A 23,406-nucleotide genomic window follows, 5' to 3' on the forward strand; every position below is an offset into this window, starting at 1 on the left:
TGAAGATTACTAAAATGCTATACAGTAGGAGAAATTTCTCTTGCTGTATAGCATTTTTTGTATAGAAATTTGTCGAAGGAATCTAGGGGGGAAAGTATTGATTATAAGTAAAGAAAGCGCTATCATTACGTTGTGTTCATCAATAAATATCCTCATAAAAACATCATCATATATTAAATGGTAATGAATGATTCACATTACTTTTATTCGTGTACGTAAACGTCTTTCATTTCAACAAATCTCCTTTTAAAGCTTGGTAAAAGCCTAATTAATTTAGTTTTTTTAGAATTAGGAATGCAGGCATAACTACATAGAAATTCTATCAACTTAGTTGTTTAGTAAAATATCAACCTTGTTAAAATGAGCATGTTAATGTGAACATAAACATAAATCGTGTACGTTCACAATTACATAATAGTAAAGAAAGGAGCCATTTAGCAATTAAAGGAAGGGAAGGACAATAATAAACATTAAATTGGGGGTAAGTAAGTTGAAAAAGTATTTATATGGTGCACTATCTTTTTCGCTAGTTATAGGTATTCTTGCTGGATGTAAAGATAATAGTGAAGAAACAACAGTAACAGAAGATGGTAAACAAAAGCTAACAGCAATCATCACCAAACATCCTTTAACCCAAGATGTGACTAAAATGGAATGGCTCAACAAGCTAGAAGATGAATTAAACATAGAGATAGAATGGCAAGAAGTGACAGCAGATTGGGATCAGAAGAAAGGTACTTTACTAGCTGGAGGAGATATTCCGGATTTAATTATTGGACCTAATGCTATAACAGATGCAGATATTGTTCAATTTCCTGGATTATTTGAGGATTTATCCGATGATCTTGATGCACTTTCTAATGTAGAAGGAATGTTTGAAGCAAAGCCTGATACAAAGGCAATGGCAACACAAACAGATGGAACCATTTATGGACTCCCAAAATATCAACGATTTTGGCCAGCAACTGCTACAAGGCAATTTATTAATAAACAATGGTTAGATAATCTTGGTTTAGAAGAACCTACAACTTGGGATGAATTATATACAGTATTAAAAGCATTTAAAGAGGAAGATGCAAATGGTAATGGTGATAAAGATGATGAAATTCCAATGGACTTTTCACCAGTTGGAACAGGCGGATTTGGTTACTTTCAGCCAAATGTTCTTTTAGGTAGCTTTGGAATAAATGTATCTGATGGAAGTGGTCAAGGTTATTATGTAGAAGATGGAGAAGTGAAGAGCTATTTAGTAGATGAAAGATATAAGGAATTTGTTGAATTCTTAAATAAATGCTATGCTGCAGGACTTATTAATAAAGAGGTATTTACACAGGATTATACTAAATATCAATCAGTTGCTCGTGGAGAAGGGGATATTGCTAAGGTTGGTTATACGTATGGTTGGGAATTAACGGATAGGTTTGGAAATGAGATTTCTCCACAATATACTTCATTAGCACCGTTAAAGGTTACTAGTGATTCAACTGCTACAGTAACCTGGGCATATGATTATAATAATTTAAATTATGGAATGAACATGATTACTGTCTCTTCACAGACAAAAAATAAAGAAGCAGCATTGAAGTTTGTAAACGCTTTATATGATTCGGAGGTTAGTATGCAAGTATTATTCGGATCATTAGGTACCAATATTGAAGATAATGGAGATGGAACCTATAAAGTACTACCTCCAGCCGATGAAAAAATGGATCCGGGAACATGGAAATGGACATCCACATTTGCGGACAATGGACCAATGTATATTCCGGATGACTTACAACTTGAATTAGGAACAGATATGCAATCTGTGGGAGAGCAAACAGAAGTATTTATGCCAAGCATTGAAGCAATTGATCAAGAAAATGACTTATTCCCGGGAATGTTTATTAAATACAGTAAAGAAGATAATTCTAAATTAAGTCTCAATAATACAAACTTAATGAATCTTTCCATGGCAAAATTCTCTCAGTGGGTTACAAAAGGCGGTATTGAAAAAGAATGGGATGAGTATGTAGAAAATGCGGAGAAAACGGGATTGCCTGAAAATCTAGAAATTATGCAAAAATATTACGATGATTATAAAAGCAAGCAGTAAATAACTACTAGGTGGGATGCTAATCTCTAAAGAAAAAGAACAGGATTAGCATCTCCAAAAAGGGAGGTAGAACAATGGCTGTTACAAATACAAAATCAGAAAAAGTAGATTTAAAGTATTCGAGTGCACCGAAACCAAAGAAAGTAAAGGGTTTTACTCGTTCCATAAAACGAGATTATCAGCTTTGGATTATGATTTTACCTGCCATAATTGTTATCTTTCTATTTAACTATATTCCTATGTACGGGGTACAGCTTGCCTTTCGTGAATATGATTTTACGAAAGGATTAACTGGCGGAGAATGGGTAGGATTACATTATTTTAAAGAATTCATCAATAGTTATATGTTTGCTGATCTAATGAAGAATACGATTGTGATCAGCTTAGCAACTATTATCTTCGGCTTTCCTGCTCCTATCATTTTAGCATTAATTATTAATCAGGTTGTCTGGAAAAGATGGAAGAAAGCCATTCAAACTACGGTTTATCTACCCCATTTTATTTCTCTAGTAGTAATGGTTGGAATGATTAATGTACTTTTATCTCCTAACTCTGGTGTAGTAGGACATATTGCTAGCTCACTAGGTTTTGATATTAACCTGCTTGCCTCGGAAAGTGCATTTGTTCCTGTTTATGTATTATCCGATATTTGGCAGCATGCAGGCTGGAACAGTATTATCTATTTAGCTGCACTTGCTAGTGTAGATACCCAATTGTATGATTCTGCTAAAATTGACGGAGCAAGCAGATGGCAAGTGATACGGTATGTGGATATACCAGCTATCGTTCCAACGATGATTATATTGTTTATCCTTAGTATGGGAAATATTTTAAATACTGGCTTTGAGAAAATATTCTTAATGCAAAATCCTCTTAATTTACCTGTATCAGAAGTAATTGCGACATATGTATATAAGATTGGTATTATCTCTAATCAATTTAGTTACTCTGCCGCAATTGGATTGTTTAATACACTGATCAACTTTATCTTTTTACTAATGATGAACTATATAGCGAAAAAGACTTCTAATATTAGTTTATGGTAAACAATAAAATAGTGAGTGTTGGGAGGGAAGTAGAATGAGACTTCTTAGCTTAAAAGGAAAATCTACGTCTGATTTTATATTTGATTTGGTTATTTTTATTCTTTGTGTCTTTATTGTCCTCATCATTGCTTATCCGCTGTATTTTATCGTCATTGCTTCCGTTAGTGATTCAACCTTAGTAGCCACTGGACAGGTTACATTATATCCTAAAGGATTTAGTTTATTTGGTTATACGGAGATTTTCCAAGATAGTCGAATATGGATTGGTTATAGAAATACAATAATCTATACCATTGTAGGTACAGCTGTTAACTTGTTATTAACCTTGCCGGCAGCATATGTATTGTCACGCAAAGAATTTAAAGCTAGAAGGTATCTGATGTTTTTCTTTGTTTTTACGATGTTCTTTAATGGAGGATTAATTCCTACCTACCTTTTAATGAAAGAAATTAACTTAATCAATAATATGTGGGTTTTCATCATTCCATTTTCTGTTAATGTTTTTAATCTGATTATTACTAGAACCTTTTTTGAAAGCTCTTTGCCTAAAGAACTATTTGAAGCTGCACAAATGGATGGCTGCTCGCATTTTCAGTTCTTTGGAAAAATTGCCTTTCCTTTATCAAAGGCTGTTATATCTGTAATAGGCTTGTATTATCTAGTTGGCCACTGGAATGATTTTTTCACTGGTTTGATCTATATAAGAGATTATAGCCTACAGCCATTGCAAATTGTATTGCGTGATATTCTCTTATCAAATCAGGTGTTTTCTGAAGGCGCAGGTTCTGGTGGTGCTGCGGGTGGATATGCACAGAAGTATGCAGATCAAATTAAGTATGGGGTAATTATTGTATCAACCCTTCCTATTCTCATTATTTATCCCTTTATTCAAAAGTACTTTGATAAGGGAGTAATGATTGGGTCTGTGAAAGGATAAATAAGAACAAGTTTATTTGAGGATAGAAGAAGATGCTACTTGTTTGTAGTATGACTCTTCTATTTCCTCATATATATAGAAAAAAAGAAGAAAAAGTGATTTTAAAGGTTGGCGAATTTAAATGAGAATAACAGTGAAGGATATTGCGAAATACTGTGGTGTATCTGCAGGAACAGTGGATAGAGCGTTAAACAATCGTCCTGGCATTAAAGAAGCAACAAAGAAACGGATATTAGAAGCAGCAAAAGCCTTACATTATCGCCCTGATTTTACAGCAAGAAGTCTTGTTAAAGGTAAATCAATGACATTAGGGCTTGTTTTGTTTGATCTATATAATCGTTCCATTGCTCAACTATTAAATGCGGTTGAACGAAGGGCGAAGGAGCTTGGGTATTATGTCTACATTACACTAACGAATAAAAATCCAGTTAGTGAGAAGGAGTGTATAGAATATTTAGTTAATCATAAGGTAGATGGAATTATCCTATTTACAGTGAATCAAGGAAAAGATTTTGAAGCCTATTTACATAGTTTATCCATACCAATTGTCACTATATTTAATTATATATCTGAAAGCTTTCAACACTTTGGAATCAACGAAAGAGAAGCCATGCGAATGGGAGTTCAATATTGTTTACAAAAAGGATATTCTTCTTATATTTACATATGTCCACCTCTAAGAAAAGCGGGCTTAAGTAATATTTATACCCAAGAAGAAAGGTTTCGTGGTTTCTTGGATGCTCTGGAATCTAATAATATAAAAGAGCTACATATTATTAAAGAGCATGATTATATTTCAGCTCTAGATAAATGGAATATAAAAAAAGCGCGAACAGCTATTATTTGTTCTTGTGATTATTACGCCTTAGAAGTGATGAATTACTTAAAGAGCCACCAATTAGAAATACCTAAGGATGTAGGTTTAATGGGGTTTGATTGTATTGATGTCTTAAAGTACATACAGCCGACCTTAACAACCATTTATTATCCAGTGGAACCAATAGGAATTAAAGCAGTAGAATGCCTGGTGAGTAAAATGGGAGAGAATCTTGAATATATAGAGTCACCTAATTTAGAATATTTTCTTGTAAAAGGTGAATCCATTTAATAATGAGTAAGGGAAGTGAGTAGATGAATATACTAGATAGTAAATTTTATGGAGTGGTTGAAAAGTTCGCTAATTTACTAATATTAAATGCTCTCTGGCTTATCTGTAGTTTGCCAATTCTAACAATTGGACCGGCTACTTCCGCTATGCTTTGTGTAGTTCGGCAATGGAAATTGCATCAAGATACAAGTAGTGTACGTAACTTTTTTTATTACTTTAAAGAGAATTTCAAATATAGCTTTATCATAGGTATCTTATACATTGGATATAGTATTCTCTTATTCTTTAATTTATATTATTTAAATCAAGATCAAACAGGACTCAAAATGATGATGCTAGTACCTTTAATAGTGGTTTCCCTATTGCTTTTATGTATAGCAGCATACATCTTTCCAGTCCTTTCTCATTATCAATTATCACTAAAAAAAACAATCCAAAACTCTTTCGCAATGTCTATTGCCTATTTTCCAACAACCATTCTATTATTTGGGGTATTTCTTCTTCTATTTTTAGCAGTAAAAGCAATTCCTATGTTTATTCTCATCGCCTTTAGTGTTGCTGGTTTCATACAATATCATTTATGTCAAAAGGTGTTTGCGAAAATAGATCAATCCTTACAATAGATAAATATAATAATAATCAGAACTTCCCTTTATGGGTACCATCCTTCTTTTTGCTATAATGGGGATAAATAAAAGAAGGATGGTGAGACATATGAATAATAACTTTGATGAAATAGTGAATCGTAGAAATACATATTCTATTAAATGGGATGGGGGAAATACTCTAAAAGAGCTTGGGTTGACAAAGCGCTATGATGAAGAAACAATCCCATTGTTTACAGCAGATATGGATTTACCTGTACCCAAAAGCTTAGTAGAGGCATTACATCGGACGGTAGATCACCAAATTTATGGTTATTCCATACTTCCAGATGAGTATTTTCAAGCAATTCAACATTGGTTTAAGAAAAGACATAACTGGGAAATTGATCGAAAATCTATTGTATTTAGTCCGGGTACTGTATATGCCATTAATCAAGCTGTTCGCGCATTCACACAACAAGGAGATGGAATCATCATTCAGCGGCCAGTTTATCCTCCATTTACTTCTGCTATTGAAGATAATGGGAGAGTTGTTGTTAATAACCCGTTGAAGCGAGATGAGGAAGGATACTATACAATAGATTTTGAAGATTTCGAGAATAAAGCTAGTCAAGAATCGACAAAGATGTTTATCCTATGTAACCCACATAATCCGACTGGTAGAATTTTTAATCCTTCTGAATTAAAACGTTTATATGATATATGTGCTAAATATCAAGTATTAATAGTTGCTGATGAAATTCATGGAGATTTAATTCGTAGCAATCAAACATTTACTCCGATGGCTAAGGTAGCAGAGAATAGTGAGTTACTAATTACGTGTACAGCGATCAATAAAACCTTTAACGTAGCAGGTCTTCATTGTACAAATATGATTATTCCTAATACACAGCTTAAGACTAAATTTATTAAAACAATGGGACATCAGTTAGCATCTCCATTCACCATCTCAGCACTGATTTCTGTTTATAATGATGGAGAAGAATGGCTAGAGGAGCTCAAAGAATATTTGGATGGTACTATGATTATGGTGAAAGAATTTTTAGCTGAACATATGCCAAAGGTTAAAGTAACTATTCCAGAAGGAACCTATATTATGTGGATGGATTTTTCTGGATACCAAATTTCACCTGAAGAAGTTCATGAACGAATCTATCATCAAGCTAATGTTATTTTAGAGGATGGTAGTAAGTTTGGAGAAGAAGGGGTGTCCTTCCAGCGAATTTGTATTCCATCACCAAGACCAATGATAAAAGAAGCGTTAGAGAGAATAGCTAGAGAATTTGCAGACTTAATTTAATATCATAAAGAGGATAGCCCATGCTACAAGCATTTGGGCTATTCTCTTTGGTGTTGAGAGAAATGATTAATAAATTTTTGTGAGTGTAAAATTGTTGCGGGGATTCTTAGAAATAGGTAGTGCGACAAAGTAGTTTCTACATGTGTATCTTTTCTGTAAAAAACGACATCTTTCCTCAAGAAAAATGTCGTTTTATGCTAGAAGATTTTCTTGAAAAGTTTGCGTATTCTTTACGAAAATAGTAAATATAATATATAATAGAGAGGAAGATAGACAGCAATCTCTTTCTAATGCTTTACTTGCTTTACTAAATCGAAAGGATGATTTTTATTGTTACTCAACAGGCAGTACAAACCGAATTAATTAAAAAATATTGGAACATGTTTGAAAGTAAAAAAGAGAGGACGTATTTAGTTAATCCCTCTATGCCCATTATGTATTTTGGAAATAGCAAAAAATATTTCGATTCCCCTATCCGCATCATAACAGTTGGTCTAAATCCGTCTAGGCGTGATTTCCCTGACCCTGACCCTTTCCAAAGGTTTCAATCTATGAAACAAGACCATCACTATCAATTCAATCAACAATATATTACTGCACTTGATCAGTATTTTGATAAAGACCCATATAAAGCTTGGTACGATCAATCCTTTGAGCCATTATTAAATGGTTTACATGCAAGCTTCTATGGAAATAAAGAAAATACAGTATTGCATACAGATATTTGCTCACCACTTGCTACTAATCCAACTTGGGATAGTTTAACGAAAGAAGCAAAAAAAGACCTTCAAACAGAAGGGGTACAACTATGGCATGAACTGGTAGAATATTTACAGCCAGATGTTATCCTTATCTCTGTTGCTGGAGAACACTTGGCAAAATTACAATTTAAAACAGTAAGTGATTGGGAAACTATTTATACTCTTCCAAATCAACGTTATCTAATAAATAGTAAAAAGGTGCAGTTAGCTCATAAAACAGCTAGTATCTATTTTGGTAGAGCTGCCGAAATGCCATTTGGGTTAGTTTCCCCTGAAAACAAAGAGAAGATGGGGAAGCATATTAAGGCTCTAACAGAAAAAAGCGATCAACCGATTGACCTTAAACCATTTCTTCATTCTGCCATCAAATCAGAGCATCACGATGCAGAATATTTCAGATGGAATCAAGAAGCAAACTAAACAATTGAATGAACAAGGAAGAAGCTCCCAAGACAAAAATTGGGAGCTTCTTCCTTATAATGCTTCTTTAATTAGCTTTTTATAATACGTTACAGACAATATGCCGAAAATAGAATATAGCAAAGCATAAAGACCCATAACTAAGAACATTGGTGTCCATAACTCTGTTCCAAAAAAGAACCAGCCAGAACGCACGGCAAAATAGCTATGTAATAATCCAACTAAGAGAGGAATACCAAAGTTAAACAGTTGTTTTTTCTTTATCCCTCCTACTAAATCCTTCGCCGTAAAGCCTAATTTACGTAGGATGGTATAATAATACTTCTCCTCTTCTCCTTCGCCCATTTGTTTAAAATAGAGAATACATCCAGAAGTTATAAGAAATGTGAGGCCAAGAAAACCTACAATAAATATAATTACTCCCATATTAGCCATTTGATCTTTTATGGATTCCATGCGTGACTCATTGTTTGAATCACTTATTTGTAAGGAAATAAACAAGTCATTAGCTGCCTTCCAATCACCGTTATCCTTCATGTCAATGCCGATATAAACCGAAGAGTCTAGCTGAATATTTGGATTCTTATTTTCATCTAGTAAATGAAACAGAGTGTCATCCACAACTGCAGTCGGCAGCCCTCCAGCAGTAAATCGTATGGAGATATATGTATTATTCTCTAGACCTAAATAGGAAAGCGATTTACTTTGACCATTTAACTGAACAGTAATCTCTCCTGTATCTTTAAAACTCATTATTTTCTCTAAAATGTTACTATAGCCAGTAAATAGCACTTCATTTTCAGCTATATCAATGCCTTTCAAACTATTCTCACTAATTACTGGTAATTGTTGTTTAGACAAATCAAAACCTACTTCTCCCAAATTTGATTCTAGAATATTCTCTAAGTTCATCTCCACTTGTAAAACGGGTATGGTTACTTTATTGTATTCTATTTCTTTCTTAGACAACTTCTCTAGAAAGATTGAAGCCTTCGCTTCATCTTGAAAGGTAAATTGATTAGGAACACTTTCGTTCGCCTTTTTCTCAATGGAATAATAGGATATATAAACTAAACATAAAAAACCAATTGCTAATGCAGAAACAGTGGTAATAATGGTTAATAAAATAGAATTAGATTTCATACGAAACATAATACTAGAAAGAGATAACACTTCATTAATATTTAAATAGCCTTTCTTTCTTTTTCGATTCAAATTTGCAATAAAGCTGATGGACCCTTTATAGAAGAAGTAAGTACCTAATATAACTAGAGTTAAAATGGAAATCATGGCGATTACTAACTCATTTATGGAAGTAAAATCTCCATCAAACAATTTAGATGATAGAAAGTAACCTGCAATAATGGAAGCTAAACCTGCAATTCCAATAATCATTTCCCAGATTGAAATGTTTTTCCTTCTATTTTCCGTAGAAGAAGTATTCCGAAATAGTGCTAATATCGTTTGCTTTTTTATAAAGGTATAGTTGATTAGCATGATGAATAAATAGATAAAGAAAAATACAAGTATTGTTTGAACAAAGGCCTCTTTCGAAAATTGAAGAGTGGCAAGGTCGTTTACACCAGTTAAATGAATGAGTATCAAAAGAAAAAGCTTGGAAAATGAGAAACCAATAAATATACCGAAAAGAAGAGAGCTAAAATAGAGAATTAGATTTTCCATAGTTAAGATACGAAATATTTTATTCTTAGTCAATCCAATTAACTGAAACAAACCAATTTCTTTACTACGCCGTTTAATGAAAAGCGTATTAGCATATAGCAAAAAAATTGACACAATAGCAACTAACAGGATGGATGCGGCCTTCATAGCAGCTCCTCCTTTAATGGATCCCTTAGCAATATCCATGGAAGGATCATACTGTAGTGTGACGAAAGAAAAATAAAGGGAAACACTAAATATTAAAGCAAATACGTATAAAAAATAGTTTTTTATATTCTTTTTTAGACTTCGGAATATTAACTGATTAATGTTCATGATGAACCCCACCTAGTATAGCTTGTGTTTTCATAATAGCTTGGAAGAAGTCTTGTCGATTTTGCTCCCCTTTATTTAGCTGAGTATATACTTGACCATCCTTAATAAAAACAACACGGTGGCAATAGCTAGCAGCAACTGAGTCATGAGTAACCATTAAGATGGTAGCACTTCTTTCTCTATTTAAGTGACTGAGTTTATTCAATAGATCTGAGGCTGATTTGGAGTCAAGAGCACCTGTTGGCTCATCTGCAAAAATGATGTTAGGTTCATGAATGAATGCTCTGGCTGCAGATGTACGTTGCTTTTGTCCCCCAGATATTTCATTTGGATACTTATCCTTGATGTCCTGAATACCTAATTCTTTTGCAAGGGAGTCAAAGCGACTATGAGCCTCTACTTTAGGTGTTTTAGTAATAGACAAGGGTAATAGTATGTTTTCTTTTACGGTAAGGGTATCTAGTAGATTATAGTCTTGAAAGATAAACCCAAGATGATGCTTTCTAAACTCTGCTAGCTGCTTTTCTTTCATTCTTGTTGTTTCTTTATTATTGATGGTAATCATTCCGCCGCTTGCCTGATCTATGGAAGAAAGAACGTTCAGCAGGGTGGTTTTTCCAGAGCCAGATGCTCCCATTATGCTAACAAATTCTCCTTTATGGATATTTAAATCCACCCCTTTGAGTACATCTTGACGATTATATTTATCTCCATAACTTTTATGTATTTTTGATGCTACTAATATATTCATAAATAACCAACTCCTTTACTTGATATCTTCATTATAAAAAATGCTTAAAAATTCTTCCTTTTCTTTTCCTAACAAATGAAAGAAGCATGTGACATTTTTGTCACCATGCCTCAAATTTTTTATAATAGTTGATCAAATTCATTCTTCTCAGAAAAAATAAGCGTAAAAGTAGATCCTTGAAGAAGCTTTGATTCTACTTTTATGAAGATATCCAGAGCATCTGTGACTTTCTTAGTTAAGTATAAGCCCATGCCGGTTGCATAATTATTATGATGTTTAGATGTAGAGGTAAAGCCTTTTTCAAAAATCCTTGGCATATCTTTTATATCAATACCAATACCCTCATCCTTAATGGCTAGATGCACTTGTCCATTCTCCTTATAAGAGGTAATGATTATATCAGATTTATTACTGTATTTAATGGCATTCGTAAGAAGTTGCCTTAAGACGAAGGCTAGCCACTTACTATCTGTAAGAACTTCTTTTACTTCTAAATTTATTTCTACACCTATCCCTTTTTGAATACACCATGTTTGAATGGTTTTCATTTCGTCATATAAAAGATCTTCTAAATGAATGTATTCTACATATAAATCATTTTCAATAAAGGTAATTCTTTTATGATACAGTTGTTGATCCAATAGGAGATGAATCCTCAGCCATTCATAGGTTATTTGGGCTTTTAAATCAGTAACGCTAAGTTGTTGAATTAGTAAGTGGAGAGCAGTTAAAGGTGTTTTTACTTCATGTATCCAAGAGAGTAGTTCGTCTTTTTCTTGTTCTAATTGTAAACTGCTTTGTTCATTTTCTCTCTTTAGAAGTTCTATCTGAGAAACCATACTATTCTCTATGATATTTTCAAACGGCGAATGAGCATCAGGAAGTGAGCTTAAATCTATAGTGATTTCTCTATCAGATAAGGCTTTAAAAAAATGGGTTTCTTTGTGATAGCGATAAAATAAAAAAAAGATAAAGAGTATAGAACTAATAAAACCTATGTATAGCATAGACGTTAGCGAAAGTGACGGATCTAAATGAGCAATAAAAAGCTGAAGAAATTGGATGATAATAAAGAATAGAATCCAGCTTTTTCTTTCTAATAAAAATGTAGTAATCATGAAGTAACTCCTTCAATTGCTTGATATCCTTGTCCAAACTTTGTTTCAATATACTGACCAAGATACACTTCATCTAGCTTCTTTCGTAAACGGTTCACATTAACAGTTAGAGTATTATCACTAACGAAGCGCTTGTCATTCCAAAGTTCATTAATCAGGTAATCTCTAGTTACAATCTTATTCTTATTTTCTAATAACACTTTTAATATAAATATTTCATTTCTAGTTAACTCTACCTCGCCATGTTCCGAACTTACCATATTCCTCTCTAAATCAATAGTTGCTCCACGCCATGTTTTGAGTTGTAAGGGCTCTACACTATAATTGTATACTCTTCGTAGAATTGCTTGGATTTTTGCAATTAATACATCAAAGTGAAATGGTTTTTGAATAAAATCATCTGCCCCTAACTGCATGGACATAACAATATCTGTTGGATGGTCTCGTGAAGAAAGAAAGATAATGGGAACATTGGAATGATTACGTATGAGACGACACCAATGAAATCCATCATATTTAGGCAATTGAATATCAATTACTACTAAATGAGGCTTTTGCTCTGTGAACTCTTCCATCACTTTATTAAAGTCAGTTATTCCATGGGTATGATAAGACCACTGCTCTAAACGCTCTTTAATTGCATGTAATAAGGTTCCATCATCTTCTATTAATAAGATTTTAAACATACTATCACCACATTTATCTCTAAATTTCTCACTTTTGGAAAATACTATAAAGTATTATAATCTAATTATAGCATTTTCCTGTAAATGATTTTACATGTAATGGAAATCAACAGTGTGTTATATTTAAGACCCTACCAAAGCAAGGATTGGAGAATGATTATATGTTTCATCAAGTGAATACCTTAGAAGAAGTTATTGCTATGGTTCCGCTTATTAAGAGTGCAATCCCAGCGGATTTATCTATTGCTATATGTGATAAAGAAAAATTTATTGCTTATTTTCCTGGTTTAACAATGGACTTAAAGATTGTCAAAAATCAGCTCTTGCAAGAAAATGAACCATTATTTGCTGCAATTAAAAAGAAAGAGAAATTAAAAGCAGAAGTTCCAGCCGACTTCTATGGGTTTGAGTTTATTGGGACTGCTGAGCCGATAATGAATTTAAAAGGAGAAGTTATTGGTGGCATTGCTGTTCAGTTAAGAAGACATACGGAAGTAAGAAGCAGTATAGATGATATCTTAAACTCATTAATTCAATCTCAAGATCAACTAAACAATATCTCAAAAGGATCGCAATCGCTAGTACATTTTTCAAGTCAACTTTTACATCACTCTCAAGATGCAGATGTTAATGTAGGGAAAACAAGTGATCTTCTATCAATCATTAAAAAAGTGGCAGATCAAACAAATCTATTAGGATTAAATGCAGCGATTGAAGCAGCTAGAGCAGGTGAGAAAGGAAAGGGATTTGAAGTAGTAGCAAATGAAATTAGAAAGTTTTCAAGGGAAACAGTATCTTCTACCAAAACCATTTCCGATACAATGGAACAAATTAGGAAAACAACGGCCTCTATTAATGAATTAATAGAGAATATCGCTTCAATAGGTGAAGAGCAGGCAGAAGCTATAAAATATACTTCTACTTATATGGAGAAAATTCAAGCAATGGCGAAAACATTAATGATGCATGCTGACGATTTGTAAATGTGATTACTTTGGAATTTATAAATATTATAAAATACCTATGTATTTGTGCGAGTTTTGTAAGAAAAGAACGAGAAATAATGATCCTTAGTAAATTTTCTATTTTCATTTAGGAAAAAATCCGTTATAATCCAATATGTTGTTAAATAATCTTACAAAATAATAAATTATACTCGTATAATAGCAGGGATATGGCCTGCGAGTTTCTACCAGATAACCGTTAATTGTCTGACTACGAGTAAGCGCATAGAGCAATGATAGGGCGTTAAAGCCTCTATTCATTTTATAAATAGAGCAGTATTATTATTCTGCTTGTTTACAAAACAGCCGCTTACTCTTAGTTAGAGTAAGCGGCTGTTTTGTTTTATTATTCAGGGAAAACCAAAAAAGGGGAGAGTTTGTTTTATGGAATTATTAAAGAAAAAGATTGAAAAAGAAGGTATTGTGCTTAGTGAACAGGTGTTAAAAGTAGACTCTTTTATCAACCATCAAATGGACCCTCACCTTATGAAAGAAATTGGTTGGGAATTTGCTAGATTATTTAAGGAAGCAGGAGTAACAAAAATATTAACGATTGAGTCTTCCGGAATAGCTCCAGCCATAATGGCAGGTCTTGCATTAGATGTGCCAGTAATTTTTGCTAGAAAAAGAAAATCTCTTACTTTAACAAGTGATTTATATACTGCAACCGTATATTCCTTTACTAAGAATGAATCCAATGAAATAACTGTTTCTACTAAGTATATAGAAAAAGGAGATTCCGTATTAATTATTGATGATTTCCTTGCAAATGGACAAGCAGCACTTGGTCTAGCAAATATAGTAGAACAAGCTTCAGCAAATGTTAGTGGAATAGGAATTTTAATTGAAAAGTCATTCCAAAAAGGAGCAGATGAGTTATTAGCAAAAGGGTATCGAGTGGAATCTTTAGCAAGAATTGCTTCCTTAGAAGAAGGGAAAGTAACATTTGCTCCAAATAGACAACTAGAAGGTATTCAATAGGAGGATAAAAGAATGGAAAAAATGACAGGTAAAACTTGGTCTGTAGGTCTTCAACATGTTCTAGCTATGTATGCTGGTGCTGTTCTTGTACCACTTATTGTTGGTGGAGCTCTTCAACTAACACCAGAACAGCTTACTTATTTAATCTCAATTGATTTATTAACATGTGGAATTGCTACCTTATTGCAGGTTTGGAAGAATAAGTTTTTCGGAATTGGATTACCAGTTATGTTAGGCTGTACATTTACAGCAGTTTCCCCAATGATTGCTATTGGACTAGAGCAAGGTGTATCTGCCATTTATGGTGCTATTATTGTTTCAGGAATTTTTGTTATCATCATTGCTTCATTCTTTAGTAAGTTAGTTAAGTTTTTCCCACCAATTGTAACAGGCTCTGTTGTTACTATTATTGGTCTTACGTTAATTCCTGTTGCTATTAAAGATATGGCAGGTGGAGAAGGAAGTGCTAGTTTCGGCGATCCACAAAATTTAATTTTGTCATTTGGTGTGTTAGCTATTATTATATTATTAAATAAATATACGACAGGCTTTATTAAAACGATTTCCATTCTTATTGGTATTATAGCTGGCACTATTATTGCTGCTATGATGGGCATGGTGAACTTCGCGGAAGTGGGTGAAGCTAACTGGATTCATGGGATAACACCATTCTACTTTGGTACACCAACCTTTGACCTTACTTCTATCATTACTATGACATTAGTTGCTATTGTAAGTTTAATTGAATCGACAGGTGTTTACCTTGCATTAGGCGATATTACTAATAAAAAGGTTAAAGAGAAAGATTTAGCAAATGGCTATAGAGCAGAAGGTCTTGCTTCTATCATTGGCGGTATGTTCAATTCCTTTCCATATACTGCATACTCTCAGAATGTTGGGTTAGTTCAATTAACAGGTGTAAAAACGAAGAGTGCTATTTATGCAGCAGGTATCATTTTGGTTGTATTAGGATTTATTCCGAAAATAGCTGCTATTACTACACTAATTCCAACAGCAGTTCTAGGTGGAGCATCTCTTGCTATGTTTGGTATGGTTGTTTCATATGGTATCAAAATGTTAAGTCAGGTAGATTTTAATCAGCAGGGGAACTTATTAATTCTTGCTTGCTCTGTTGGAATGGGGCTTGGAGTAACAGTAGTACCAGATATCTTTAGTCAGCTTCCAGATAGTGTTCGCCTTCTTTTCCAAAGTGGAATAGTAGCGGGAAGCTTTACCGCAATCCTTTTAAATATATTATTTAATATGCTTCCATCTCTACGTACAGGGGAAATAGAAGTAGAGAATAAAACAGCAGCTTAGATGAAATGAAAGTTCCATTAACCTTCAAGACAAAAGTCTTGAAGGTTTTTTGTATACTTTTCCTCAAAGATTAGGAGTAACCCCACTATTAAAATAATTAAGTATATTTGTATAATTCATTTTAGTGCCATTTTTAAAAAGAAAGAGAATCTTATTACTTTAGCGATTTCTAAATTTAGGGATGACTTTCAATAGTATATAAGGTAACATCAAAAAATATGTATTATTTCTAATGGTGCGAAAAATTATTTTAAAATAATTTATGATAAAAAGCTCCATTAAACTTGGAGGAGGAAATATGTCTATTTTAATTGGTATATTAGGTTTATTAATAGTATTGGGTCTAGCATTTGTACTATCTAATGACAAAAAAGGAATTAATTATAAAGCAATTATTATTTTATTTGTTCTGGAATTTGTTGTAGCCCTCATTATGTTTAAAACTACTTTCGGTCTTAAAGTAGTAGAAGCAACTTCAAATGGTGTGACGAAGGTGCTGAGTTATGGATATGAAGGTGTTAGCTTTGTTACAGGAGGTCTTGTACCAGAAGGAGGCAGTGTCTTCTTTATTAATGTATTAATGCTTATTATATTTACTTCCACCTTACTTTCTTTATTAACACATATTAAGGTATTACCATTAGCCATTAAGTATATTGGAGGAGCTCTGTCGAAGATTACAGGCTTGTCTAAAGTTATCACATTTAACAGTGTTAACTCTATTTTCTTTGGGCAATCAGAATCTATCTTAGCAATTAAAGGGCACTTAGATGTAATGAATGCTAATAAGTTATTTATTGTCTGTACTTCTGCTATGGCATCTGTGTCGGCTTCTATTATGGGTTCATATATGGAAATGCTTCCTGCAAAGTATGTACTTGCAGCTATGATTTTAAATGCGCTATCTGCCTTAATAATAGCTACCATTATGGCACCTATAAAAAAAGATGATGATGAAACAATCAATATTAATGATGTCTCTAATACTAACTCCATTTTCGGCGCATTGTCTGCTGGAGCATTAGATGGCGGGAGAGTTGCCTTAATTGTTGCTGCAATGTTAGTAGCATATGTTGGACTTCTTGCTTTAATTGATGGCTTCTTTGAAGGCATAATAGGTATTAGCTTTACAGAAATTCTAGGCTATATATTTGCTCCAATAGCATGGATCATGGGCATTCCAAGTAGTGATATTCTAACAGCAGGTTCTGTTATGGGAACAAAATTGGCAGCAAATGAGTTTGTAGCTATGTTGCAATTTCAACCACTTATTTCAGAGTTACCAGAAAAAACAGTGGGGATTGTTTCCACTTTCCTAGTTTCTTTTGCTAACTTTTCTAGTATTGGAATAATTTCAGGTTCCATTCAAGCAATTAATGGAGAAAAGGCAGAAATTGTAGCAAAATTTGGTTTTAAAATGCTATTATCAGCCACATTAGTATCCACTTTAACAGCTACAATTGTTGGCTTGTTCTTATAAAATAAAAGATAGTAGGAAGAATCCTACTATCTCAGCTTGTAGAAAAAGTAATTTAGAAAGATAAAATAGAATTTTTATCCAGATGATTGTAGTGGAAGGGGTGAGACTCCTGTGGGATCTGCGAGACAGATGAGACCCTGCAGGCCAAGGTACACCTCGGCTCAGCGCGAGCCCCACTGAAAGCGAACCCCTGTAACGGAAATCATCCCTTATTCAGCAGGGTGTTTAATATACAACTTTATATTCTCCCTTTACTCCATAGAGGGGTTTCTCGACAGCCTGAGATAGTAGGAAGAATCCTACTATCTTTTTCAAATGTGTTGACAGAATGTGTATAATGAATTAATATTATCTTGAGATTGAGATATTCGAAATGAAAAATCTTTTTTAGTCATTTATCTCGAATTCGAAATAAATGAATGATACTAACTGCGATATGCGTATAATACAAAAATTTGCCCTATATAATGAAAGAACAAATCAGGAAATATAAGGAGGAAGCAATAATGAATGAATTAAAAGGATTGCATCATATTACAGCTATCACTAGCAGTGCAGAGAAAATTTACCAATTCTTTACCTATGTACTCGGATTACGTTTAGTAAAAAAGACAGTTAACCAAGATGATATTCAAACATACCATCTATACTTTACAGATGACACAGGAAGTCCAGGAACAGATATGACCTTTTTTGATTTTCCTGGAATACCAAAAGGAATACATGGGACAAACGAAATCTCTAAAACATCCTTTCGAGTTCCATCTGATGAAGCATTGGAATATTGGGTAAAACGTTTTAACAAATATGAAGTGAACCACAAAGGTATTCAAGAGCAATTTGGAAAAAAAGTATTATCTTTTGTTGATTTCGATGAACAACAATATCAATTAATCTCGGATGAAAACAATAATGGAGTGGAATCAGGAACTCCTTGGCAGAATGGCCCAGTTCCTTTAGAATATGCTATTACTGGACTTGGTCCTATCTTTGTTCGAACTTCTTATCTAGACTATTTTAAGGAAGTATTAGAAAAGGTATTTTTAATGAAAGAACTAGCTAAAGAGGGAGATTTTCATTTATTTGAAATGGGAGAGGGAGGCAATGGGGCACAAGTAATTATTGAGTATAATAATACCCTACCTCAAGCTAGACAAGGGTTTGGCACTGTTCATCATGCTGCATTCCGTGTAGAGGATCGAGCAGAATTAGAACAATGGCAACAACGGTTAAGTAGCTTCAGCTTACCGAACTCAGGATATGTTGAGCGATTTTATTTTGGATCACTTTACTCTAATGTAGCTCCTCAGATCTTGTTTGAACTAGCAACAGATGGCCCTGGATTTATGGAAGATGAACCATACGAAACACTTGGAGAGAAATTGTCTTTACCACCTTTCTTTGAGTCTAAAAGAGAGCAGATTGAACAATTAGTACGACCTATAAATACAGTAAGAAGTAATGTGAATATGGAAAAAGAATACTTATAAAATAAATAGAAGGAACGAATCAACTTGAAGAGTTATTTGATAAAGCTTTAAGTAAAAAGTTCTCTCTCTAATAGTGTGCTGCAAAAAGATTAACTGATTTGATCAGTTAATCTTTTTATCAATTAGAGAAGTATCTACATTGTTGCCAAACCATTCTGCAAGCTTGTTTTTAGCCTTCATCTTTATTTCATCATCAATATATATGGCTACTTGAATAAGTGCAATTCCTAAAGCACCTAAATCATCTGTAAAGCCAATACCAACTGCAAAATCGGGAATTAAATCAATTGGAAGGATAAAGTATCCCAAAGCTCCAATGATGGTCGCTTTCGCTTTTTTCGGTACTTCTGGCTTTTGTAGGGTGTAATATAGAAGTAAAACAGCATAAACCACAGAAGAACCAGCTTTTTTGCCAAACTTCTTTAATTTTGTCCAAAACTTATCCTCCGAATAATGTTTAGCTGATACCTCTAATTCTTGTTCTAATTTGCCTTCTTTATTCTCCATATTAGAATCTCCCTTCCTTTCCTCTATCTTAACAGAAAGGAGAGGAAAGATAAAAATGATAAAAAAAAGAAAGCAACCAAAATTATGATTGATTTCTTTTCTAAAAAATTATAAGGTATACTGATTTTCAAAGTAGTTTTGATACTCACCGCTAATTATTTGTTCCCACCATTCTTTGTTGTCTAAGTACCATTGAATGGTTTGTGCGATGCCAGATTCAAAAGTATAGGTTGGTTTCCAACCTAAAGCTTCTAATTTTGTAGGATCAATTGCATAGCGTTTATCATGACCAAGTCGGTCTGTAACAAACTCAATTAACTCCTCAGATTTATCTAATGTGCTAATAATAGTTTTAACGACTTCTAAGTTCGTTCGCTCATTATGTCCACCAACATTGTAAACTTCGCCATTAGCACCTTCATGTAAAACTAAATCAATAGCGGCACAGTGATCTAATACATGTAACCAGTCGCGAATATTTTTACCATCACCGTAAACAGGAATTTTTTGATCATTTAACACACGAGAGATAGTTAAAGGGATCAATTTTTCTGGGAAATGGAAAGGACCATAGTTATTAGAGCAACGAGTAATATTAATTGGTAAACCAAATGTTTCATGGTATGCACGAACAAGCATATCAGAAGATGCTTTACTTGCACTATAAGGACTATTTGGTTGAAGAGGAGTATCTTCTGTAAAGAATGTAGATGGATCGAAATCTAACTCTCCATATACTTCATCAGTTGAAACATGAACAAATTTTGTAACGCCAATGTGCTTTGACGCATCTAATAATACTTGAGTTCCAAGTACATTAGTAACTACAAAGATTTCCGGGTTCGTAATAGAACGATCCACATGGCTTTCTGCTGCAAAATGAGTAACATAGTCAAATTTTTCTTTCTCAAATAAAGCAAAGATCGCTTCTCTATCTGCAATATCTGCTTTAACAAAGTGGTAATTATCTTTTTCTTCAATTGACTTATGCTTTGTTAAATCACCAGCGTATGTTAATAAATCTAAGTTGTAAATATCATATTCTGGATACTTATTTACCATGTATTGTACGAAGTTACCTCCAATAAAACCTGCTCCACCTGTTACTAAAACTTTTTTCTTTGTCATTTATTTCACCTCATTTTGTAATTCCACTACATAACGGCTCAAAGCATCCTGCCAAGATGGAAGACGTTTAAACCCTTTTGCTTCAAGCTTATCTTTGGACATTCTTGAATTCTTTGGACGAATTGCCTTTGTCGGATATTCTTCTGTGGAAATACTATTTACTCTAACTGATTTACCAGCAACTTTAAAGATTTCCTTAGCAAATTCTGCCCAATTTGTAAACCCTTCATTAGAAGCATGATATATGCCATATTTTTCTGTTACAACCATATCTAACAATAGTTTAGCTAAGTCAAACGTATAGGTTGGTGAACCAAATTGATCTCCAACTACACTTAACTCATCACGCGTTTCTGATAATCTAAGCATTGTTTTAATGAAATTATTTCCATTAATTCCAAATACCCATGATATGCGGATAATGAAAAAATTATCTATTAGACTTTGCACTAATTTTTCGCCTTCGTACTTTGTTAGTCCATAATAGCCAACTGGATTTGCTGAGTCATCTTCTGTGAAAGGATCAGTACCTGTACCTTCAAAGACGTAGTCGGTACTAATATAAATAAATTTAGCATCTACTTCTTTCGCTGCAGATGCTAAGTATTTTGTACCTTTTACATTTACAGCAAAACAAGCTTCTTTATTATCTTCAGCGTTATCAACAGCAGTATAAGCCGCACAGTGGATAATAGCATCAGGCTTTTGCAACTGAACAAAAGTTGTTACTTTCTTTTCATCCGTAATGTCCAGTTCTTTTTGTCCTATACCAACTATATCAAAACCGCGTTTTTTTCCTTCAACAACTACATCATGTCCTAGTTGACCGCTGAATCCAGTTACAATGATCTTCATTTATCTTCTCCATATGTGAAATTATTATCTGCATCTTTTAATAAAGGTGCTTTTTCATCTTTCTCAGAAAGAATAGGAGTGATTTCTAAAGGCCATTCAATGCCAATTTCAGAATCATTCCATATAATGCCACGGTCACACTCAGGTGAGTATAGGTTATCGACTTTATATTGAACTTCTACATTATCTGTAACGGTCATAAATCCATGAGCAAAACCTTGTGGAATAAGTAATTGTTTTTTATTTTCAGCAGATAGTTCTAGACCAAACCACTTACCAAATGTGGGGCTTCCTTTTCGGATATCAACTGCCACGTCAAAAATAGCGCCTTTTGTACAGCGAACTAACTTTGTTTGTGCATTAGGGTTTAATTGATAGTGTAGTCCACGAAGTGTTCCTTTTGCAGCAGAAAAAGATTGATTATCTTGGACAAACTGAATATCAATCCCAGCTTCTTTTAAGGTTCCTTCATTATAGGTCTCCATAAACCAACCACGATGATCGCCAAATACTTTAGGCTCTAAAACTTTTAATCCTTGAATAAAAGTTTCTGTAATTTTCATAATAACACCTCAAGTTTATGTAATATTAGTATTTAATATCTCCTTTAGCTACTTTCAGTAAATATTGACCGTAACCTGTCTTTGAATATAGATTTCCTTGTTCCACTAATTTATCATTTGAGATCCAACCATTTATATAACCAATTTCTTCTGGAGCTGCAATTTTAATACCTTGATGATCTTCAATGGTACGAACGAAATTAGCAGCATCTAATAAACTCTGATGTGTTCCAGTATCTAACCAAGTAAATCCTCTTCCAAGTAGTTCAACTTCTAATTCATCTAACTCAAGGTATGCCTCATTTATAGAAGTGATTTCTAGCTCACCACGATGAGAGGGTTTAACGTTTTTGGCAATTTCTACAACGCGGTTATCGTAAAAATATAGACCGGTGATGGCATAGTTTGATTTTGGAACTTCTGGCTTTTCTTCTACACTTAAAACTTTTCCATCTTCATTAAATTCAACAACACCGAATCTTTCAGGATCTTGTACATGATAACCAAATACTGTAGCACCTTTTTCTTTCTGTGCAGCTCGCTGTAATATTTTACGCATGCCGCTTCCATAATATATATTATCTCCTAAAATCATAGCAACTGAATCTTCACCAATAAAATCTTCTCCAATAATAAAAGCCTGAGCAAGTCCATCTGGATTAGGTTGGACTTTATATTGTATGGAGATTCCAAATTGTGAACCGTCACCAAGTAATGCTTCAAACCGAGGAGTATCCTCCGGGGTAGAAATGATAAGAATATCATTGATACCAGCTAACATTAATGTGGAAAGTGGATAATAAATCATTGGTTTGTCGTTTATTGGTAATAATTGTTTGCTTGTTACTAGGGTTAGTGGATAGAGCCTTGTTCCGCTTCCACCAGCTAGGATTATACCTTTCATATAGTGTTTCTCCTTTATTGTATAATGTAAGTTGAAAAATACTAATTTCTCTATTATAAGGGATAATTATATTATGATAAGTTTTGTCTCAAATTATCCTATCTTTACCAAGTTAAGTTGAAAGTTACTAGATGTCAAGAGATATTTAGAAAATTAGTAAAGCGAGTTGTTTTTTCAGTCTTTCCAATAGATATTATAATCTAATAAGTACTACTTAATTGCAATTTTTTCAATGAAATAATGTTATGCCGTAATCAAAGTAATAATTCTAATTTGCAATTTATAGACATAATTTATAGTGAAATGTTGAATTTTGTCTGATATAATTCGTAAGTGCGTACAATGATTT

The 23,406-nt window shown here is 33.5% G+C and carries 20 protein-coding genes, 1 pseudogene and 1 riboswitch; of the genes and pseudogenes, 12 read left to right on the forward strand and 9 right to left on the reverse strand.

Features of this window, described 5'->3' with window-relative positions:
- Window positions 1-490 precede the first annotated feature (490 nt).
- From F9279_RS13525 to F9279_RS13555, 7 genes are all read left to right on the forward strand, one after another.
- Complete coding sequence (locus F9279_RS13525; RefSeq protein ID WP_152113861.1) at window positions 491-2,095, forward strand: extracellular solute-binding protein; 1,605 nt, start codon at window positions 491-493, stop codon at window positions 2,093-2,095.
- Window positions 2,096-2,286: 191 nt separating this feature from the next.
- A complete protein-coding gene (locus F9279_RS13530; RefSeq protein WP_226793511.1) occupies window positions 2,287-3,141 on the forward strand; it encodes an ABC transporter permease in 855 nt (284 codons plus the stop codon).
- Window positions 3,142-3,175: 34 nt separating this feature from the next.
- Window positions 3,176-4,078, forward strand: a complete 903-nt coding sequence (locus tag F9279_RS13535) for a carbohydrate ABC transporter permease (RefSeq protein WP_152113865.1) — start codon at window positions 3,176-3,178, stop codon at window positions 4,076-4,078.
- A 121-nt stretch (window positions 4,079-4,199) separates the two neighbouring features.
- Window positions 4,200-5,186: a LacI family DNA-binding transcriptional regulator gene (locus F9279_RS13540; RefSeq protein WP_152113867.1), complete on the forward strand. Its 987-nt coding sequence runs from the start codon at window positions 4,200-4,202 to the stop codon at window positions 5,184-5,186.
- Window positions 5,187-5,209: 23 nt separating this feature from the next.
- A complete protein-coding gene (locus tag F9279_RS13545) occupies window positions 5,210-5,809 on the forward strand; it encodes a YesL family protein (RefSeq protein ID WP_152113869.1) in 600 nt (199 codons plus the stop codon).
- Window positions 5,810-5,900: 91 nt separating this feature from the next.
- Window positions 5,901-7,091 (forward strand): MalY/PatB family protein, encoded by a 1,191-nt coding sequence (locus F9279_RS13550; RefSeq protein ID WP_152113871.1) that lies wholly within the window; start codon window positions 5,901-5,903, stop codon window positions 7,089-7,091.
- 425 nt (window positions 7,092-7,516) lie between these two features.
- Window positions 7,517-8,272, forward strand: a complete 756-nt coding sequence (locus F9279_RS13555; protein ID WP_193224570.1) for a hypothetical protein — start codon at window positions 7,517-7,519, stop codon at window positions 8,270-8,272.
- Between the two features lie 54 nt (window positions 8,273-8,326).
- Here the strand turns inward: F9279_RS13555 and F9279_RS13560 are convergent, their stop codons facing one another.
- The 4 genes from F9279_RS13560 to F9279_RS13575 form a co-directional block, all read right to left on the reverse strand.
- Window positions 8,327-10,270, reverse strand: coding sequence for an FtsX-like permease family protein (locus F9279_RS13560; protein ID WP_152113874.1), 1,944 nt, complete (start codon window positions 10,268-10,270; stop codon window positions 8,327-8,329).
- Window positions 10,260-11,021 carry an ABC transporter ATP-binding protein gene (locus F9279_RS13565; protein WP_152113876.1) on the reverse strand — a complete coding sequence of 254 codons (762 nt, stop codon included), beginning with the start codon at window positions 11,019-11,021 and terminating at the stop codon, window positions 10,260-10,262. Before F9279_RS13565 ends, F9279_RS13560 begins: the two co-directional genes overlap by 11 nt.
- Before the next feature lie 119 nt (window positions 11,022-11,140).
- Window positions 11,141-12,139, reverse strand: a complete 999-nt coding sequence (locus tag F9279_RS13570; RefSeq protein ID WP_152113878.1) for a sensor histidine kinase — start codon at window positions 12,137-12,139, stop codon at window positions 11,141-11,143.
- Entirely contained in the window at window positions 12,136-12,825 is a 690-nt protein-coding gene (locus F9279_RS13575; protein WP_152113880.1) for a response regulator transcription factor, read from the reverse strand. Before F9279_RS13575 ends, F9279_RS13570 begins: the two co-directional genes overlap by 4 nt.
- Before the next feature lie 653 nt (window positions 12,826-13,478).
- On the opposite strand from F9279_RS13575, the pseudogene F9279_RS26265 reads away from it, so the two are divergent.
- From F9279_RS26265 to F9279_RS13600, 5 genes and pseudogenes are all read left to right on the forward strand, one after another.
- Window positions 13,479-13,808, forward strand: a pseudogene (locus F9279_RS26265) (methyl-accepting chemotaxis protein); the annotation flags it as partial.
- Window positions 13,809-13,961: 153 nt separating this feature from the next.
- Window positions 13,962-14,063, forward strand: a riboswitch (purine riboswitch).
- A gap of 150 nt (window positions 14,064-14,213) precedes the next feature.
- Window positions 14,214-14,810: a xanthine phosphoribosyltransferase gene (locus F9279_RS13585; RefSeq protein WP_152113883.1), complete on the forward strand. Its 597-nt coding sequence runs from the start codon at window positions 14,214-14,216 to the stop codon at window positions 14,808-14,810.
- A 12-nt stretch (window positions 14,811-14,822) separates the two neighbouring features.
- On the forward strand, window positions 14,823-16,130 hold the full coding sequence (locus tag F9279_RS13590) for a nucleobase:cation symporter-2 family protein (RefSeq protein ID WP_152113885.1): 1,308 nt from the start codon (window positions 14,823-14,825) through the stop codon (window positions 16,128-16,130).
- A 298-nt stretch (window positions 16,131-16,428) separates the two neighbouring features.
- Window positions 16,429-17,610: a NupC/NupG family nucleoside CNT transporter gene (locus F9279_RS13595; RefSeq protein WP_152113887.1), complete on the forward strand. Its 1,182-nt coding sequence runs from the start codon at window positions 16,429-16,431 to the stop codon at window positions 17,608-17,610.
- A 506-nt stretch (window positions 17,611-18,116) separates the two neighbouring features.
- On the forward strand, window positions 18,117-19,100 hold the full coding sequence (locus F9279_RS13600) for a ring-cleaving dioxygenase (RefSeq protein WP_152113889.1): 984 nt from the start codon (window positions 18,117-18,119) through the stop codon (window positions 19,098-19,100).
- A gap of 102 nt (window positions 19,101-19,202) precedes the next feature.
- On the opposite strand, the gene F9279_RS13605 is transcribed toward F9279_RS13600, so the two are convergent.
- The 5 genes from F9279_RS13605 to rfbA form a co-directional block, all read right to left on the reverse strand.
- Window positions 19,203-19,607: a YkvA family protein gene (locus tag F9279_RS13605; protein WP_152113891.1), complete on the reverse strand. Its 405-nt coding sequence runs from the start codon at window positions 19,605-19,607 to the stop codon at window positions 19,203-19,205.
- Between the two features lie 108 nt (window positions 19,608-19,715).
- A complete protein-coding gene (gene rfbB / locus F9279_RS13610; RefSeq protein ID WP_152113893.1) occupies window positions 19,716-20,735 on the reverse strand; it encodes a dTDP-glucose 4,6-dehydratase in 1,020 nt (339 codons plus the stop codon).
- On the reverse strand, window positions 20,736-21,590 hold the full coding sequence (rfbD, locus tag F9279_RS13615) for a dTDP-4-dehydrorhamnose reductase (RefSeq protein ID WP_152113895.1): 855 nt from the start codon (window positions 21,588-21,590) through the stop codon (window positions 20,736-20,738).
- Entirely contained in the window at window positions 21,587-22,153 is a 567-nt protein-coding gene (gene rfbC, locus F9279_RS13620; RefSeq protein ID WP_152113897.1) for a dTDP-4-dehydrorhamnose 3,5-epimerase, read from the reverse strand. Before rfbC ends, rfbD begins: the two co-directional genes overlap by 4 nt.
- 25 nt (window positions 22,154-22,178) lie before the next feature.
- Entirely contained in the window at window positions 22,179-23,057 is an 879-nt protein-coding gene (gene rfbA, locus F9279_RS13625; RefSeq protein ID WP_152113899.1) for a glucose-1-phosphate thymidylyltransferase RfbA, read from the reverse strand.
- Between the last annotated feature and the right edge of the window lie 349 nt (window positions 23,058-23,406).

This window comes from Bacillus sp. B1-b2, assembly GCF_009183415.1.
Lineage (GTDB): Bacteria > Bacillota > Bacilli > Bacillales > Cytobacillaceae > Niallia.